The organism is Rossellomorea arthrocnemi (genome assembly GCF_904424705.1).
Lineage (GTDB): Bacteria > Bacillota > Bacilli > Bacillales > Bacillaceae_B > Rossellomorea > Rossellomorea arthrocnemi.
The window spans coordinates 83,946-101,540 of record NZ_CAJGBF010000007.1 but is presented as its reverse complement, the minus strand read 5'-3'; the positions used below and the strand labels follow the sequence as shown (position 1 = coordinate 101,540).

Here is a 17,595-nt window from a genome sequence, read left to right as displayed (position 1 = left end):
ATAGTCAGTTCAAACCCACGTGTAATCCTTTCCCCAGCTTTCCCTGGCAAGGTCCTTGATTTCGTCTACTATGTCATTCTCCACGGCAAAGGCATCTCCCTGTTCATAGGGGTTATAGTGAAAGGCATAAAGCCGGGAGACAAATTCATGAAACGAAAGCGAGCATTCTCCTTCCAATTCCCCATTATCCATAACAGAAGGCTCGATCCCCTGTCCCCAGTTTTGCGAACCGTCATTGTTTGGATTATAGAAATAAACACGATACCCACCCTGGGGATCTTGAGTGATCCGCAGAATTGAAACGGCGTGGAATCCAAGTAGCTTGCCGTGGACATTTGTTATAAAAATCCCGACTGGATTTGGGTAGATCAATCCATAATCATCATTATATTCAGGATGATGAGTAGCATAGAACAACCTCACAAAACCCGGATAATCAGAAATGAGCCCGGTTAAAGGATCAATCACCGTGCTGAATCCCTTCTGGACCCAATCTCCATAAAATTCAGGATTCACCCAACGGTGGCCATCTTCCCCTCTAAGGGAAACCCTCCTCATCATTTCACTATAGATCCTGTCAAGGTGGGGGACGAGCACCAATGAAACAGGATCCAGCTCCTGATGAAGATCAGGTGCCAACCCTCCGCTCAATTCCTTTGAATGAACCGGTGTTCCTTCAAACATGATATCGATGTCCCCGTCCCTTGCCGCCCTTGGAATCAGTTCAAGTAAATATCCAGGGGCATGCTGCGCCCAAAGGCTGATTCCCCGCGCAGCTTGACAGGTCGGGTTCAAGCCTTGACCGATACCGATCGGCTGTCCGAGTACATTGATGACACCTGCAAGGAGGACGGAGTTTGCCGTGATACCGTCTCCTGTTTTACATGTATTTAGAAGCGTTTTTCTTACTTCAGCTCTAATATCAAGTTCGATCAGTCTTTTGAGTCCCGGGGAGACAGGTGACGATGATAGCACCCCTCGTTCAAGCATGAGGGCGAGCCCATAAACAGATTGCTTCGTTGCAGGGTAGATCGCCACTTTTACGAGCTGAAATACGAGCTCTGCATGTTCATCGAGGTTTGCCTTTCCTTTATCATTTAATTGAAGAGCCGCCGGTACAAACTCAGGGGTTTTTCTGCATAAGTATCTTAGGAGAATCGCATGCTGAGGAGCAACCAGACCCGTTTCGCGCATGGATCCGGCGAATGCAACCGCCTCCTTCTCCAGATCTTCATGAGAAAGGTCCATCAACTTCTTACGATATTCACCCGGCTGGACAATACTTTTACTCAAAGGGGACGGACCTTCAATCGCTGATACGTATTTCTCCAATACCAGCCGCTCCGCTACACTAAGGTCAGAATGAAGCATTTTCTTGGCCGTCTTGATCATGGCTACCGTACGTTTCACCATGATGGGCCGCTGGGCGGTCAATCGTTCGATCTCTTTTATCAACGTCGTCGTAAGGGCTTGGTAAGACAGCTTATCTGAAAGAAAATGAAATAACTCTGTAGCCCTTTCACTTTGCTCCCCCCCTTCGATACGCGCCGCTTCCGTCGATTCCGGGAAGAGCAGGTTCAGATTCAGGACCATTACTTCGTTCAGAAAATCCTGTGCCATCTCGGCAGTTACGTCGGGATGTTCATATTGAGCTTCTGCAATGGAAAGCATCCTGAGCTCGCTCAGAATTTCGATAATCGAAGGCAGCCCCTTTGCCTGGAGGGAACCTGCCACAAGAGGCGGTTGAAGTCTGGATGCTTTTTCCCATGGACCATCCTGGAATACCCCGGCTCTTTCAAAGCGACTTGCACTTCTGTATAAGATATCGAGTCCTTCTTCTGTATCAAGCAATCTTTGGGCTTCCTGATAGACGTCTGTTTGATACATGGATTTCGCAAATGACGCTGCACTTTCCAGTTCATTAAGCGCCTGCAAAAATCGTTCTTCCAGCTTTGACGTTAATTCAAATGCCATTTCAAAACTCCTTTATCGATCAGAATATCAGATACGCTGTTTTCCCAAGGATGACCGCACTTAATTATAAAAATTAAATTGTTCGTATTCTTTTAATAACTCTCTCATGACTTCGCTATCTTCCCCATAGAAAAAGATCGTTCCGTAATGATTCCCAAAACCGATCCTCTGGGCCACTTTTCCTTGTGCCGGACTGAACATATCATGCTTCTCAAAATAAGGATGATTCTCCAGTTCATCAGGAACCTCGAGCTTTTCTACATAATTCACATGGGGATGCACCATTAAACACCCTGCATGGGCCTTCGCTTTCTCACCTGTTGACGGAAAAAACTCTCTAAGCTCTTCTTCTGTTGTATTCGGATCTCCACAAAGGATCTGTGCCTGATACGCGTTAAAACCATAAGCTCTTTCAATCAGATCAAAAATATGACCGCCCGGCACCCTTGCTGCAACTTCTCCGAAATGAAGTGTCCCGTCGGACGTAATAAAATATTCAGGATGAATCACACCGTATTCAATCTCGAAAGCATCTATAAGCTGTTGAATCGCCTCACGGATAATTGGTCGCTTTTCTTCAAGTGCGGGTGATGCCGGGACGAAGTTGGAGTATCCTAATCGGACGTACTCCGTTATATTTAAAAATTGAATCTTTCCTTTATGGATGAACGCTTCACATGAGAACTCCTGACCATCTAAATGACTTTCCATCAACAGCGGAAACTCAGACTCTGTGAGGGCATCTATATCTTCCGGATTCTCAATGGCCCGGTGGCCGACGGATCCAGCTTTATCAAGGGGTTTGACGTGGATGGGATCGTTCTTATCTCCTTCTACTTTTAAGAGGGCTTCATTCACACGCTTCAAGAAACGCCTTACATCTTCCTTATCCCGCGCTTCTTCAAATACACCCACTTTGATACCGGCAATTTGAGCTTTTCGCTTCATCATTCCTTTATCCCTTAACAGGAGAGAGCGATTAAACACCCGGGGTTCACTTCTGAAACGGGAATTCAAAGCCCCCGCCCACTCTACACATTCTTCATATAGTGGTATGGCGACCTCGGCCCCTAGTGTCTTCAGCTGCTTATAAAGATGATCTGAACCTTCATTCAACCGATCAAAGTCCCAGCCGATAAAGGCGATATCGTGCTTTTCTGCGTATGCTTCAAAGTCAGGCGGTCCAACAACGACGAATGGTCTTTCTAACTTGGTACACGCCTCGATTGCCGGCAGACTCCAACCGATCAGTGCCGTTAAATAGGGTTTGGTTTTGTCCTTCACATTCTGTTCTGCTTGCTGCATTTCAAGTTGATCAAGTCCCATAATTTCCTCTCCCTCTTTCACGTATTTATTCAGATTCACCTTTAGCATAACAAAGCAAATGAGGTTAATGAAGTAATATGCTGAATTTTCAATCTATTCGACAAATAAAGTGGTAAACTGACATAAATGGGGGAAGAGAGGCTTTTTCTATCATAAGAAAACCCCCGGTGCATCCGGCACCAGGGGTTCTATTCTACTCTATTATTCACCTAAATCGACATTATGATAAACCTGCTGAACGTCTTCCAGATCTTCAATCGCATCAATCATTTTTTCGAATTGAGCTTGATCGTCTTCTTGAAGCTCAACGTCATTCTGCGCAAGCATGGTCAGCTCTGCCACTGTAAACTCAGTGATGCCGGCACCCCTAAATGCTTCTTGAACAGCATGGAATTGATCCGGCTCAGCATAAACGATCACGGAATCTTCTTCTTCAATGATATCACGAGCGTCCAGGTCTGCTTCCATCAGGATTTCCATTATTTCTTCTTCGGATTTTCCTTCCATACCGATTACAGCCGTAGCATCAAACATATACGCAACAGATCCACTCACACCCATGTTGCCGCCATTTTTTCCGAAAGCAGCACGCACTTCGGAGGCTGTCCGATTTACGTTGTTCGTTAAGGCATCCACGATAACCATGGAACCATTCGGTCCGAAGCCTTCATATCGGAGCTCATCATAATTCTCTTCAGAACCGCCCTTTGCCTTTTCGATGGCACGGTCCACAATATGTTTTGGTACACTATAGGTTTTCGCACGTTCAAGGACGAATTTCAGTGTCTGATTCAGTTCCGGATCCGGCTCTCCCTGCTTTGCCGCCACATAAATTTCACGGCCGAATTTGGCATAAATACGACTTGTATTCGCATCCTTTGACGCTTTCTTTTCTTTAATATTATTCCATTTACGTCCCATTTGGTTTCACTCTCTTTCACATTTATCTATAGATAATCTCTGGATAATAAAAGGTATATTCTTTTCTATTATACATGAAAGTGACTCTTTTTGGCTAAGTGATCCCTTTCAATGTTTCTTTCTAAGATGCTGTTTTAGTCGTTTTTTGTTGTCTTAGAGGAGTGTGTAGTAGTTGATTTCCGCTTCAGGATGCTCGCTTTCCGCGGGGCGTGAGTTAAGCCTCCTTCCGCTTCAATCAACTTTCTGAGCTTGCATCCTTAAAAAGCCATAATAAGAACAACTGTTTTTGCAAACATTCATATCTTATATGAGTAGTGATTAATTTCTTTATCAGGAAAATGAATCATGTGTCTATATAATTGAGCTACGATACCTCTTCCTTAAAGCTCTCGTAAGAAAATCTTTTATAAAAAGTGGAGGAACTGCATAGTCTTCCTCCATAAAACGGACGTTCCGAGCCCCCCGAAGCGAAGGAGTTCACCTCACCATCCAGCACACACTAGTTCAAAGACCCTAAGCTGACGATAGGTTTATGAACAACAAGCATCTAGTTAATCTCTCCGAAAAAAGCCGACTCAATGAGTCAGCTTTTTTCCTGGTAAGCACTGATGGCTTCGTATTCTTCTTCTAATAACCGTGGTATACGAATGAATATCGGCATCAGTCTGGTATAGGCATGGGTTGCTTTGGGATCAGGCTGATGTGAATGAACCGAGCCGACCATCTCTCTCACTTCTTCAAGGGAATCGATCATTCCACTTCCGTACATTCCAAGCACTACGGCGCCAAGACATGAGCTTTCGAAACTTTCAGGTACTTCCACTTCTTGATCGAACACGTCGGCGAGCATTTGTCGCCATAATTCAGAACGGGCAAATCCTCCCGTAGCCTGGACCCGTTTCGGAGTCCCGATTAATTCTTCCAGAGCAAGCAGAACACTGTATAAGTTCATGACAATCCCTTCCAGGACTGCACGGATCATATGCTCTTTTTTGTGATGCATCCCAAGTCCAAAGAAGGAGCCCCGGGCTTTTGCGTTCCAAAGGGGAGCCCGTTCCCCCGCCATATAAGGATGGAAAAGCAGCCCCTCAGATCCGGGTTCCACTTTAGCGGCAATATCCGTGAGCACTTCATAAGGATCCTTCCCTAATCGTTTCGCCACTTCCACCTCACCGGAAGCCAGTTCATCCCTGACCCATCTGAAGATCATTCCTCCATTGTTCACTGGTCCCCCGATAACCCAGTGTTTCTCGGTCAAGGCATAGCAGAAAATACGGCCCTTCGGATCTGTCACCGGCCGGTCGGTCACGGCACGGATCGCACCACTCGTCCCGATCGTCACCGCTACTACACCAGGTTCGATCGCATTCACACCAAGATTCGATAGAACCCCATCACTGGCTCCTACAACAAATGGTGTATCTGCAGGTAAACCCAGCATATCGGTGTATTCGGACTTTAATCCAACGAGACTTTCTGTTGTGGATACCGGAATTGAAAGCTGGTCCTTCAATACACCTGCAACTTTCATGGCTTCTTCATCCCATGCCAGGTTTTCCAGGTGGAACATCCCTGTTGCCGAGGCAATCGAATAATCGACTACATATTTTCCGAACAAACGATGGAAAACAAACTCCTTGATCGATATGAATTTTGCGGCTTTCTCAAACAATTCCGGTTTCTCATCCTTTAACCATGCGAGCTTTACAAGGGGAGACATAGGGTGAATCGGGGTGCCTGTCCTTCTATAAATCTCCATTCCGTTCATTTCTTTTTTTATCTTCTCGGCCCAGCCTGCGCTTCGATTGTCAGCCCAAGTAATGGATGGGGTCAGCGGCTGATCGTTCTCATCTACCAGAATCAAGCTGTGCATGGCGGAACTGAACGACACAAATGAAATTTTTTCTTTCGTGTTCAAAGTCACTTCTTTAATGCATGTAATGACAGCACGAAAAATTTCTTCTGGATCCTGTTCCGCAGTCCCAGGTGCAGGTGTATGTAATGGATATTCGACCCCGTGACGATCGATCGCTTTTCCTTCTTTATTAAAAAGTACTGCTTTTGTACTCGTGGTCCCGATATCGACACCAATCATAAATTCTGACATCTTCGTTCCTCCTAAATAAATAGAGAAAAGGAAGAAGCGACATGGCTCTTCCCTCTTCTGCTATATTCTATCCTATTTTAGCTAATGAATATCCCTAAAATGAATGCTACGGCAAACCCTACAAAACCGATGAGGGTTTCCATCACTGTCCATGATTTTAACGTATCTTTCACGTCTAATCCAAAATAACGGTTCACTAACCAGAAGCCGCTATCATTAACATGGGAGAAGACCGTTGCACCTGAAGCGATGGCGATCACCATCAAACCAAGTACCGGACCTTGCATACCAAGGGTTTCAATCAGTGGGCTCATCAATCCTGCTGCTGTTACCATCGAAACAGTCGCTGAACCTTGTGCCACACGAACGACCATGGCAATCAAGAAGGCAAGGGCGATCGGAGGCAGGCTTGAACCCGCCATCATTTCCCCAAGGACTTCACCTACACCTGAATCGATCAACACTTGCTTGAAAACTCCACCGGCACCGGTTACAAGAATGATGATCCCGGCAGGTTCAAGTGCTTTCGTCGCAATATCCTGAACATCCTGGCGTGAGTATCCACGCTTTGTTCCAAGGAAAACGAACGTCAGTAGTGTCGCGATTGTTAACGCAACGAAAGGATGCCCTAAGAACGTCAAGATTGAGCGAACGACATTATCTTCATCTAAAATTACACCCGAAAGCGTATTCAATAAAATCAATACTAAAGGAATCGAGATAAGAGATGCAATCAATGCAAAACTTGGCAGTTCTTTATCATACTCCATCTCTTCTGCCTGCATATATTCCGGTACTACTGCATGAATTCGTTTCGATATCCATTTCGCAAATAGTGGACCTGCAATGATCATGGATGGCACTCCGGCAATTGCACCGAACAGGATCACCCATCCAAGGTCTGCCCCGATCAAATCAGCTACCGCAATCGGTCCTGGAGTCGGCGGAATGAAGCTGTGTGTTACGGCAAGACCCGCAAGTAAAGGAATTCCATAGTAAAGGAGTGACTTTCCAGTTTTTCTGGCTAAACCATACACAATGGGTACGAGAATAATAAATCCTACATCAAAGAATACGGGAATAGCGACTAAGAAACCTGTAATACCAAGTGACCATTGTGCTTTATCTTCCCCAAATTTGCTAATCAGAGTCTGAGCCAATCGTTCCGCTCCCCCTGATACTTCAAGCATACGACCGAACATCGCACCTAAACCAACGACGACGGCCACAAACCCGAGGGTTCCACCCATTCCGCTTTGAATTGATGCCACTACTTCCTGAAGCGGCATTCCAGCGGCAATCCCTACGATTAAACTTACTAATAACAGGGCAACAAAAGCGTGAAGCTTTGTTTTAATTACTAAAAATAATAAAAGGAAAATTCCGGCCAGTGCTACTAAAATGAGCATTTGATCTGACATTGTGTATCCCTACCTTTCTTTCGTCACGACAGCCCGGCTGCCAATTTTTTTATAACCTTTGATCCAGTTTCTTTGTTAAGGTCGGAGAGATAAAGCGTTTGCAGAACACTTTATATAACTACCATTCTCTCATTTCAGTAGAGAAATGCTTTTACCAACGAACAAAGCCGTCAGGAAAATTTTTTTCTGTCTATCTCTATTATAAAAAATATTTTTCTATTTGCAACCGTTTACAGAAATTATTTTTATTTTTTCTTTGAATCTTGTATAATGAAACTATGAAAACCCTTACAGGAGTGGTGTCAATGAGTCAACATCAACATTGTTTAGCAAGTATCCGTTCTCACTATCCCCAGTTCAGTGTGACGGAGAAAAAAATTGCTGATTATATACTTGAAAATCCAAACGAAATAATCCATTCAACGATCAATGGTCTGGGCGAAGATTTAGGAGTGGCCGACTCTACTGTTTTCCGCTTTTGTAAGCGAATCGGCTTCAAAGGATATCAGGCGATGAAAATTGCTCTTGCCTCAGAAATCGTGACAGGACTTAAGGACATTCACGAGCGCATAGATGAAGGTGACACGGCCCAGACGATTGCCACAAAAGTATTCCGCTCCAATATTAAAACCATTGAAGACACTTTGATGGTTGTAGATGAGAAGAAGCTGATGAAAGCCGTGGATATTATGAGCGACGCCCGTACCATCGAGTTTTTCGGGAGTGGCGGATCCGGTGTCATCGCCCTTGATGCCTATCATAAATTTATCCGGACCGGTTTGAGGGTGCATGCTGCAAGTGACAGTCATATTCAGCTTATGACCGCTTCCCAGATGACGAGTGAAGATTGTGCCGTGTTCATATCCCACTCAGGATCGACAAAGGACATTCTCCAGCTGCTCGACATTGTCAAAGAAACCGGGGCAAAGACGATCTGCATCACCAATTTCGCAAAGTCCCCACTAAGTCAGAGAGTCGATACGTCACTTTTCACCGTTTCTGAAGAAACCGACTACCGCTCAGAAGCCTTATCTTCCCGTATTGCTCAATTAACATTAATTGATGCCCTCTACGTCAATCTGATGATGCAGAGAGAAATGGAAGGTCAGGATGCACTCAGGAAAATGCGGAAGGCCATTTCCGTTAAAAGGTTATAAAAAAGAGACTGGCCATAACTAAATCAACCCAATCTAAAGACGAACAATTCATATAAAATAGTCTTTAGAATCACACTTGTTACACCGCTGCCCGATTCCATGCAAGACTTCGCTTTCCTCGGGCGGAAGGCGCGCTTCCTCGTCGCTCCTGCGGGGTCTCACCTATTCCGCTTTTCCCACAGGAGTCTTCGTCTTGCACTACAATCAACAGCTAGAACCAGCAAAATACACTAAATATGCTTTATTAAAAATAATAAAAACCCGAACGATTCCAATTTTCACAAGAGAATCTAGAATGATCGCTCGGGTTTTCCTTTGACTAAACACATTTGTCTCAGCCTTTTTTAACTTTAAGAATACTCAAAACACAGTCGACGATATGAATATTTATACCTATAAAACCCTATCGGGTAATAGGTATAAAGGATGATTTCTTTCTTTTTCTTCACTGTTATTTATTTTAAATTTCCGATAATTCCTTCTATTTCTGTACCAATTGATCTGTATAGCCTTAGCGTTCATCCCACTTTTTCCCACCTTATGATTTCCAGCTGGAAATCTTGTCAAATCAAGCTTTTAAACCATTTTTTATCAAAATAAATCTGTGCTAAGGTTAATGAGCAATGTTTTTACGTGAGACAAGCATTCATGAAAAACATCACAACGAAAGACATTTTCAAAGCCTCTTACAACCTCTAGACTCATATTCAATAGTTTTAGATTTTTTAATTGTTTGGTAGAACGTTCTACCTTCTCTTCAGGCTAAAAATGTGTTTATCTTTTCACCGGTGATCGAAATTGTGATTAAGAAATGAATCAACGTTCTCTCGCGTGAACAAATCTTGTTCAGGAGATGATCGTTTTATGGAATTACAACAAAATCCACATTTACTTTGGTTTATAGGGATATATGCGGTGCTCATGATTGGTATCGGAACCTATATGTCAAAGAAAGTATCCAGCAGTAATGATTTTATTCTAGCAGGAAAAAGTCTTGGTCCTTTTGTATTGATGGGGACACTACTTGCAACATGGACTGGAAGTGGAAGTATTTCAGGAGGAGAAACTTCTGTAGCATACAGCTTTGGAATTATTCCTTCGTTAATGCTTATGATTCCAACTCTTTTAGGAATCGGGATTCTTTACCTCGTTGCACCGAAAATTCGTGCATTCAGTAAATATACGGTTTCAGCAATCTTAGAAGAAAAGTATGGTTCCACTGCACGAAATCTTTCAAGTGCCATAATCATCTTAGCGTATGTCGGCATTGTTTCTTATCAGATGAAAGGTTTCGGTTTTATTCTTAATTTAACGACAGGTATGTCTGTTGGTCTTGGTACGACAATTGGTGCTGCTCTCATCATTTTTCTAGCGATGATAGGTGGTTTGCGTTCTGTATCACAAACAGATGCACTCAGTGGCTTTCTCATGGTCGGTGGTTTAATCATTACCGTTCCAACCATTTTCGTCATTGCTGGAGGCTGGGATGAAATTGTCAAAAATGTTCCCGCATCCCATATGTCCGCCACAGGAAACTTATCGATCATTCAATTAATCGGATATTTATTGCCGTCTCTCTTCTTATTGCTTGGTGACCAAAACATGTACCAACGTCTGGCTTCATCCAAAGGAGATTCTTCATCAAGAAAAGGGCAAATCGGGTGGCTCATTGCCATGATTATCATTTCTCCTGCCATCTCTTTAATCGCTTTTGCATCCCGTTCTCTCTTCCCGGAAATTGATCCAGGAATGGCCTTAATGGCCACGACGATTGCGATGCCGATTGGAATTGGAGGAATTCTATTGGCAGCAGCAGCTTCCTTTATCATTACAACAGGAAATTCCTATCTATTGTCTGCTGCAACGAATTTAACCTATGATATTTACGGAAAATATATTAATCCAAATGCTTCAGATGATAAACAGTTGAAGATCACCAAGACTTTCATTGTTGTACTTGGAGCTTTAGCATTTATCATTATCAATTACTTTCCAAGTGTGCTCGATGTTCAAATGTACGCTTACACTGTTTATGGAGCAGGCATTACCCCAGCCGTATTAGCCGTTTTCTTCTGGAAACGAGTGAATGCTGCTGGAGGCGTTTCTTCAATGGTAACAGGAGTTGTATCCACATTGGTTTGGGAGATTGCTCTTCAGAAACCATTTGATCTAAACAGCGTTGTCATCGCTGTTCCATTGGCCATTATTGTGTTGATCGTAGTGACTCTTATGACTACAAACAAAAGTGATGATCAATTACAACAAACTGCATAATATCATGATAAAAGGCATTTTCGTAAGCTTTGTTGCTTTTTCTAAAATAGCGAGCTAATCATTAGACCAGTCTCCAGATACAAAAGTGTACCTGGAGACTGGTCTTTATATTATTATAGAAAGGTCAATCTAAATGACTCATCAATGTAGCCTCATACTCGCTCAATGCTTCATCCAGCATCCTCAGTCCATCATCAATTTGTTCTTTTGTTACAGTAAGCGGTGGAATCATGCGAATCACTTCACTATGATTGCCGCACAGGTAGAATAATACCCCTTTTTCCAGCGCCCGATCAAGGATGTTCATTAAACCTTCCTGATTTGGATTTCCTGTTTGAGGATGTACGATTTCAATACCGATCATTAACCCAACAGCTCGAATGCTCCCGATCACATGATGTTTTTCCTTTAAACGCTCAAGTCTGGAAACGGCATAAGCCCCCATCGTCTTCGTATTATCAAGAAGGTTTTCCTCCTTCATAACTTCTAATGTAGCTAGGCCAACCGAGCATGCGATCGGGTTTCCACCAAACGTCGTCCCATGGCTTCCAAGAGGCCACTCTTTCATCAGTTTATTGGATGCTACCGTTGCGCTCAAGGGAAGGCCCGATGCAATACCCTTTGCAATCGCCATAATATCCGGCGTCACGTCGAATGTTTGTGCTGCGAACCAATTGCCGGTACGGCCGAAGCCTGTTTGGACTTCATCGAAAATCAGTAAAATATCATGCCGGTCACAAATCTCCCTTACCTTTTTAAGCCATGTCTTCGGAGGGATGATATATCCCCCTTCCCCCAGAACCGGTTCTAAAATGACACACGCGACTTCCTCAGGAGTTACCTGGTGATTAAAAAGCATTTCAAAATCCTTCTCAAGCTTACTGACAACATAACGGGCTGAATCCTCTCCCTCTGGACACTCCCGTTCATTCGCATAAGGAATCTGATACGTTAATCCTGACGGTTGCATAAACTTTCGATACTTACTTTTTGAAGTCGTTACACTGAGTGCCCCCAGGGAGCGACCATGAAAACATCCGGTAAAGGAAATAACATAAGGACGCTTCGTTACATATTTAGCAAGCTTGATCGCCCCTTCAATCGCTTCCGTCCCGCTATTGGCAAAAAAGAAACTATCCAAATCACCTGGAAGGATTTCTGCCAGTTCATCTGCCAGGCGAAGGATCGATTCATACATGATGACACCTGAAGGTCCGTGCATTAGACCGTCCGCTGCATCTTTGATTGCTTGTACAATTTTCGGATGGCGATGTCCCACATTCGTCACGGCGATTCCAGAGGTGAAATCAAGATATTTTTTTCCATCCAGTCCATAGTAGTAGCAGCCTTCTTCTTTCACTACGGGTAAATTCGGATGATCCTTTGCCATACTTGGTGCCAGACGTTCAGGCATACGCTCGATAAGCTGTTCAAACGTTCGTTCCATTTCAGTAACCCCCATATTCTTCTTTTTGTCTAAATCGAGGTTTTACATAAAGTTGCTTTCATAACGTTGTTAAAAGGAAAGTGCTGATTGATTTCCGCTCCAGGTGCTCGCTTTCCGCGGGGCGTGAGTTGAGCCTCCTCGGGCTTATTGCCCTGTGGGGTCTCAACTTTCCCGCAATTCCCGCAGGAGTCGAGCACCTTCCGCTCCAATCAACTTTATAAGCATGAGTTTCTCAAATAACTAATATCGATACCAACTTTTCACGTACGGAATTACCATTAGCATACAACAGTCAATAGCTTCTGTAGTAGAGAGCCTGTTCTTTCCAGGTTTTTTTGTCACTACTGAGCTCTGTCACACTCATCCTTGTTTAGATGGTGAGGGGAACTGCGTAGACTCCTGCGGAAAAACGGGCGTGCCGAGACCCCGGAAGCGAAAGCTGAGGAGGCTCGGCCGTACGTCCGCGGAAAGCGAAGCAGTCCCCCTCACCATCCTGCACTTACAAGTTGACAGAGCCTTTGCATAATCTGATTTTAAAGTAACAATTTCTGCAAAAAGGGTCCTACATAAAGAAGAAGTGCGCGAGTAATGCTACGATCGGTAACGTAATGATTGTACGTTGGATGAAGATGATAAAGAGATCTAAGAAGCTGATGGGAATTTTGGATTTAATTAATAGAATCCCGATCTCAGACATGTAGATTAATTGAGTCAGAGACATGGCAGCAATCACAAATCTCGTTAACTCACTCTCGATCCCGCTGCCCACCACTGCCGGGAGGAACATATCGGCAAACCCGACAATCATCGCAGGGGCAGCATCAGCAGCCTGGGGGATTTGCAAAAGTTCAAGGAGAGGCACGACCGGGTATGCCAATACATCAAACACCGGAGTATACTCTGCAACGACTAAAGCAAGTGTTCCAAGGGCCATGACGAGGGGAATGAGTCCGAACCAGATGTCCAGTACGTTCTGCAGCCCTTTTTTCGTTACTTCTCCAATACTCTTTACTTCGGATGCTTTTTCCACGGCCTTTTCAAAGCCCCATTGAAAACGGGATACATTTTCAGGGACCGTTTCAGAAATCTGCATGCCGACCGGTTCATAATACGTGTCTTTTTTACGGGAAAGGGGTGGAATCCGCGGACATATCACTGCAGCTGCAATCCCTGCAATGACGACCGTTCCGTACAATTGAACAAACATGGATTCCAAGCCTATGAAACTGACGATCACGAGGCTGAAAGCGATGGATGCAACGGAAAAGTTTGTTGCAATCACGGCAGCTTCCCGTTTTGTATAGTAGCCTTCTTCAAATTGTTTCGTTGTAATCAGAACGCCTACTGTCCCGCTCCCCATCCAGGAAGCAAGGGCATCGATGGATGAGCGACCCGGCAGCTGGAATAGGGGCTTCATGATTTTCTGAAGCAGAGTTCCAAAGAAATCCATTAATCCGAAGTCTAAAAGCAGTGGCATCAATAAACCGGCAAACAGGAACCAGGTCGTTAAAACAGGTACTAACGAATACAGTACAGTTCCGCCTGTAAAATCAGATATAATCCATTCCGGGCCGATTCCATTGACAGTCATAATCGCAAAGATTGACCCAAGTACACGAATGGTGATCCAGAAAGTACCTACATCGAAAAGTCCTTTTAGAAATGGTTGTGTGACGATCCACTTCGGATGAAAGAATTTCGTATAAATGGCCATGAGTGCTGATATACCAAAAATGATCGTCATGAATAATGGTAATACATCTTCTAACACCCCTTGAAAATAGGAAGCAAAGATCCCGACCCCTATGGTCATGTTCCCTTCATATGTCACAGGGACCAAAAACAGCAAGACGCCTATCAAGGAAGGAATGATAAATTTCATTGCTTCCTTTGCCGATTTTCCGGACTCGGTTTGTAATTGACTAACATTCTGTTTTCCAACTTCCATTGTCAAACACCCCTTTGAAATTTTATACCCTGGACCTGGCACCTCTGTGCCCCGTTCCCCTTTCATGCTATCCTCTTCATCACCTTAGTACTTGCAAGTATCATGCCAATCTTTTATTTTATTTTGTATTTTTTAAGTTTTCTGACGATTGAAGGCTGGCTGACTCCTAGACTTTGTGCCATTTGAGTCGTTGTTTTATGCTTGTGCCTCGCTTTCTTCAGCACCTGCTCTTCAACCGATTCAAGAATGTGTTTTAAGGTTTGGCCATCATGGTCAATCTCAGAAAGGTAACCCGGATGTTTTGTGTATTGTCCCGGGAGGTTCCCCATTTCAATTAACTGCCTGGAAGATGTCACGATCAGTCTTTCAATCAGATTCATCAACTCTCTGACATTCCCTTTCCATTCCTGAATGAGCAGCTGATGAACCACCCCTTCATCCAGGGTTCGCCGGCGCTGATATTTCTCACAAAAATAGTTCACAAAATAATCGAGCATCGTAATAATATCCGATGTTCTCTCTCTTAAAGGCGGAATGGTAATGGGAACTACATTCAAACGAAAGAATAGATCCTGCCTGAATTCCCTCTTCTCTACTGCCTTCTCCAACTCCCTGTTCGTGGCTGCCAAGACTCGAAAGTCCACCTTCCTTTGCTTCGTCCCGCCGACTCGGTAAAATTGTTTCTCTTGAATGAACTTTAGAATTTTCACTTGATTTGATTGTGATAGTTCCCCGATCTCATCGAGGAAAAGCGTCCCGCCTTCTGCAAGTTCAGCAAGCCCTATCTTCCCCTTACGATCTGCTCCAGTGAATGAGCCAGGTTCATACCCGAAGAACTCAGCTTCAAATAAGGACTCCGGAATAGCCCCGCAATTGACCTCTATGAACGGTCCCCTTTTTCTTTGACTTTTGTTATGGATGAATTTCGCAATATGGGACTTGCCAACACCGGATTCCCCTAATAGGAGAACGTTCACATCCACTTCTGCTACTTGAAGTGCAACCTGCAGCACCCTCTTCATCTCATCGCTGGTAGCGATGATGCCGTCAGAATAATAGTGACGGCTCCTGAGAATTTCAAGCTCACTTTTTACCCTTTCCATTTCGTCTTCCATATCCATCAAATATTTTTTCATATTCAATAGTTCCGTTACATCGTGTGAATAGCTGACGATCCGTACAAGTTCACCATTTTCATGGAAGACAGGAATCCCTGTAACCAGGAGTTTTTTTCCTTCTTTACTTGTTTGAACCAACGTAATTTTCTTCTTTTCCTTTAAAACCATTGGAGTTAATAACGGAGTGAAGATTCCTTCTTTTTCGAGATCATAGACGGACTTCCCCACCATATCTTCAGACTTCACATTATAGATGCCACCGGTTGCCTCACTGACTTTCAGAATGATCCCGTCTGTATTCGTTACTAATATATCGTCCTGCAGTGAATGAAGAATCGCTTCGTTTTCATTCCAGCTTTTTTTTGTTTGTGTCAAGGATGTTCCCTCCTCTAATCGTCTGAAAATTATTCAGTTATGAATAATTAAACTGAAATAAATGATAATAACTCATTTATACCAGACTATTTTGAGTTTTTATACATTTTTGAATTATTTATTCAAAAATGTATACTCTCAACTTTAAAAATCCGAATAATTATTTTACTATTCAAATCATTTCGATTATCATTTTGGTAAGACTGTTGAAGGTGGGATAGGGATGACATATAGAGAAGAAAAGACAATGAAACATGCTCGGGAGCTGGATAAACAGGACTCTCTGGCTCAATTCCGCAACGAATTCTACATCAAGGAAAACCACTATTATATGGATGGAAACTCATTAGGACTGCTTTCAAAGCGCGCTGAACAGTCGTTGCTGACCTCCTTGAATGATTGGAAGGAACATGGAATCGATGGCTGGATGGACGGGCACGAGCCGTGGTTCTATTATTCCGAGAAACTTGGAGAGATGACGGCCCCTTTAGTGGGAGCAGAAAAGGAAGAAGTCATTGTGACAGGATCCATCACGACAAATCTCCATCAATTACTGGCCACATTCTATCAACCCCGGGGAGAACGCACTAAGATTTTGGCAGATGAACTGACTTTCCCTTCGGATATATACGCGATTCAAAGCCAGCTGGAATTAAAGGGATATTCACCTGATGGGCATTTGGTCCAGGTGAAAAGCGGGGATGGATATACATTAAAAGAAGAAGACATCATTGCGAATATGACGGAGGATATTGCCCTTATTCTTTTACCGTCCGTTCTCTATCGAAGCGGACAGCTCCTTAATATCAAACGATTGACAGCTGAAGCCCATAAACGTGATATTGTGATCGGATTCGACCTGGCTCATTCCATCGGGGCCCTCCCTCATCAGCTGCACGAAGATGGGGTGGACTTTGCCGTTTGGTGTAATTACAAATACTTAAATAGCGGGCCTGGTGGTGTCGGGGGATTATACGTTCACAGCAGACATGCAGGGAAAAAGCCGGGTCTTTCCGGCTGGTTCAGTTCCCGGAAGGATACGCAGTTTGATATGGATCATACCTTACATCATGCTGATTCTGCCGGAGCTTTTCAAATTGGCACCCCTCATATTTTGAGCAGCGCTCCTTTACTTGGCTCCCTTGAATTGTTTGAAGAAGCCGGGATGGATAATCTGAGACGGAAATCCCTTTCTCTTACAAGATTCATGATGGATTTATTCCAACAAGAACTCTCCGGATACGGGTTTACCGTTTGCACCCCCCTTGAAGATGATCGCCGGGGCGGACATCTCAGCTTACAGCATGAGGAAGCGGCAAGAATCTGTAAAGCCTTGAAAGCAAACAGGGTGACGCCTGATTTCCGTTCACCTAATGTGATCAGGTTAGCTCCTGTGGCCCTTTATTCGTCGTACGAGGATGTATGGGAGACGGTTCAAATCCTGAAGAGGATCATGGAAAATGAAGAATACAAGCAGTTTGAAAATACGCGGAATGTTGTCGCGTAACGCGGAAAGGATGGTGCAAT

At 43.9% G+C, this 17,595-nt stretch carries 11 protein-coding genes; 3 read left to right on the top strand and 8 right to left on the bottom strand.

What is annotated here, in order from left to right; translation table 11 throughout:
• Positions 1–9: 9 nt before the first annotated feature.
• The 5 genes from BAA9072_RS11690 to BAA9072_RS11670 form a co-directional block, all read right to left on the bottom strand.
• Positions 10–1,974 (bottom strand): hypothetical protein, encoded by a 1,965-nt coding sequence (locus tag BAA9072_RS11690; RefSeq protein WP_201714854.1) that lies wholly within the window; start codon positions 1,972–1,974, stop codon positions 10–12.
• Between the two features lie 60 nt (positions 1,975–2,034).
• Entirely contained in the window at positions 2,035–3,300 is a 1,266-nt protein-coding gene (locus BAA9072_RS11685; RefSeq protein ID WP_201714853.1) for an ATP-grasp domain-containing protein, read from the bottom strand.
• Between the two features lie 201 nt (positions 3,301–3,501).
• Positions 3,502–4,221 (bottom strand): YebC/PmpR family DNA-binding transcriptional regulator, encoded by a 720-nt coding sequence (locus BAA9072_RS11680; protein WP_201714852.1) that lies wholly within the window; start codon positions 4,219–4,221, stop codon positions 3,502–3,504.
• 583 nt (positions 4,222–4,804) lie between these two features.
• Positions 4,805–6,316: a gluconokinase gene (gntK, locus tag BAA9072_RS11675; RefSeq protein WP_201714953.1), complete on the bottom strand. Its 1,512-nt coding sequence runs from the start codon at positions 6,314–6,316 to the stop codon at positions 4,805–4,807.
• A gap of 89 nt (positions 6,317–6,405) precedes the next feature.
• Complete coding sequence (locus BAA9072_RS11670; RefSeq protein WP_201714851.1) at positions 6,406–7,749, bottom strand: GntP family permease; 1,344 nt, start codon at positions 7,747–7,749, stop codon at positions 6,406–6,408.
• Between the two features lie 305 nt (positions 7,750–8,054).
• On the opposite strand from BAA9072_RS11670, the gene BAA9072_RS11665 reads away from it, so the two are divergent.
• Positions 8,055–8,906: a MurR/RpiR family transcriptional regulator gene (locus tag BAA9072_RS11665; protein ID WP_201714850.1), complete on the top strand. Its 852-nt coding sequence runs from the start codon at positions 8,055–8,057 to the stop codon at positions 8,904–8,906.
• A gap of 864 nt (positions 8,907–9,770) precedes the next feature.
• Positions 9,771–11,180 carry a sodium:solute symporter family protein gene (locus tag BAA9072_RS11660; RefSeq protein WP_201714849.1) on the top strand — a complete coding sequence of 470 codons (1,410 nt, stop codon included), beginning with the start codon at positions 9,771–9,773 and terminating at the stop codon, positions 11,178–11,180.
• Positions 11,181–11,304: 124 nt separating this feature from the next.
• Here BAA9072_RS11660 and BAA9072_RS11655 read toward each other — a convergent pair whose 3' ends face one another.
• From BAA9072_RS11655 to BAA9072_RS11645, 3 genes are all read right to left on the bottom strand, one after another.
• Complete coding sequence (locus BAA9072_RS11655) at positions 11,305–12,627, bottom strand: aspartate aminotransferase family protein (RefSeq protein ID WP_201714848.1); 1,323 nt, start codon at positions 12,625–12,627, stop codon at positions 11,305–11,307.
• Positions 12,628–13,189: 562 nt separating this feature from the next.
• On the bottom strand, positions 13,190–14,575 hold the full coding sequence (locus BAA9072_RS11650; protein WP_201714847.1) for a YjiH family protein: 1,386 nt from the start codon (positions 14,573–14,575) through the stop codon (positions 13,190–13,192).
• A gap of 113 nt (positions 14,576–14,688) precedes the next feature.
• Positions 14,689–16,068, bottom strand: a complete 1,380-nt coding sequence (locus tag BAA9072_RS11645) for a sigma-54 interaction domain-containing protein (protein ID WP_201714846.1) — start codon at positions 16,066–16,068, stop codon at positions 14,689–14,691.
• Positions 16,069–16,291: 223 nt separating this feature from the next.
• Between BAA9072_RS11645 and kynU the strand changes: the two genes are divergently transcribed.
• Entirely contained in the window at positions 16,292–17,575 is a 1,284-nt protein-coding gene (kynU, locus tag BAA9072_RS11640; protein WP_201714845.1) for a kynureninase, read from the top strand.
• Positions 17,576–17,595: the final 20 nt, after the last annotated feature.

Bases quoted from the DNA above. Each gene is read 5' to 3' on its own strand.
- BAA9072_RS11690 (WP_201714854.1), bottom strand. From the start codon at position 1,974: ATGGCATTTGAATTAACGTCAAAGCTGGAAGAACGATTTTTGCAGGCG.
- BAA9072_RS11650 (WP_201714847.1), bottom strand. From the start codon at position 14,575: ATGGAAGTTGGAAAACAGAATGTTAGTCAATTACAAACCGAGTCCGGA.
- gntK (WP_201714953.1), bottom strand. From the start codon at position 6,316: ATGATTGGTGTCGATATCGGGACCACGAGTACAAAAGCAGTACTTTTT.
- BAA9072_RS11660 (WP_201714849.1), top strand. From the start codon at position 9,771: ATGGAATTACAACAAAATCCACATTTACTTTGGTTTATAGGGATATAT.
- kynU (WP_201714845.1), top strand. From the start codon at position 16,292: ATGACATATAGAGAAGAAAAGACAATGAAACATGCTCGGGAGCTGGAT.
- BAA9072_RS11655 (WP_201714848.1), bottom strand. From the start codon at position 12,627: ATGGAACGAACGTTTGAACAGCTTATCGAGCGTATGCCTGAACGTCTG.
- BAA9072_RS11680 (WP_201714852.1), bottom strand. From the start codon at position 4,221: ATGGGACGTAAATGGAATAATATTAAAGAAAAGAAAGCGTCAAAGGAT.
- BAA9072_RS11665 (WP_201714850.1), top strand. From the start codon at position 8,055: ATGAGTCAACATCAACATTGTTTAGCAAGTATCCGTTCTCACTATCCC.
- BAA9072_RS11685 (WP_201714853.1), bottom strand. From the start codon at position 3,300: ATGGGACTTGATCAACTTGAAATGCAGCAAGCAGAACAGAATGTGAAG.
- BAA9072_RS11670 (WP_201714851.1), bottom strand. From the start codon at position 7,749: ATGTCAGATCAAATGCTCATTTTAGTAGCACTGGCCGGAATTTTCCTT.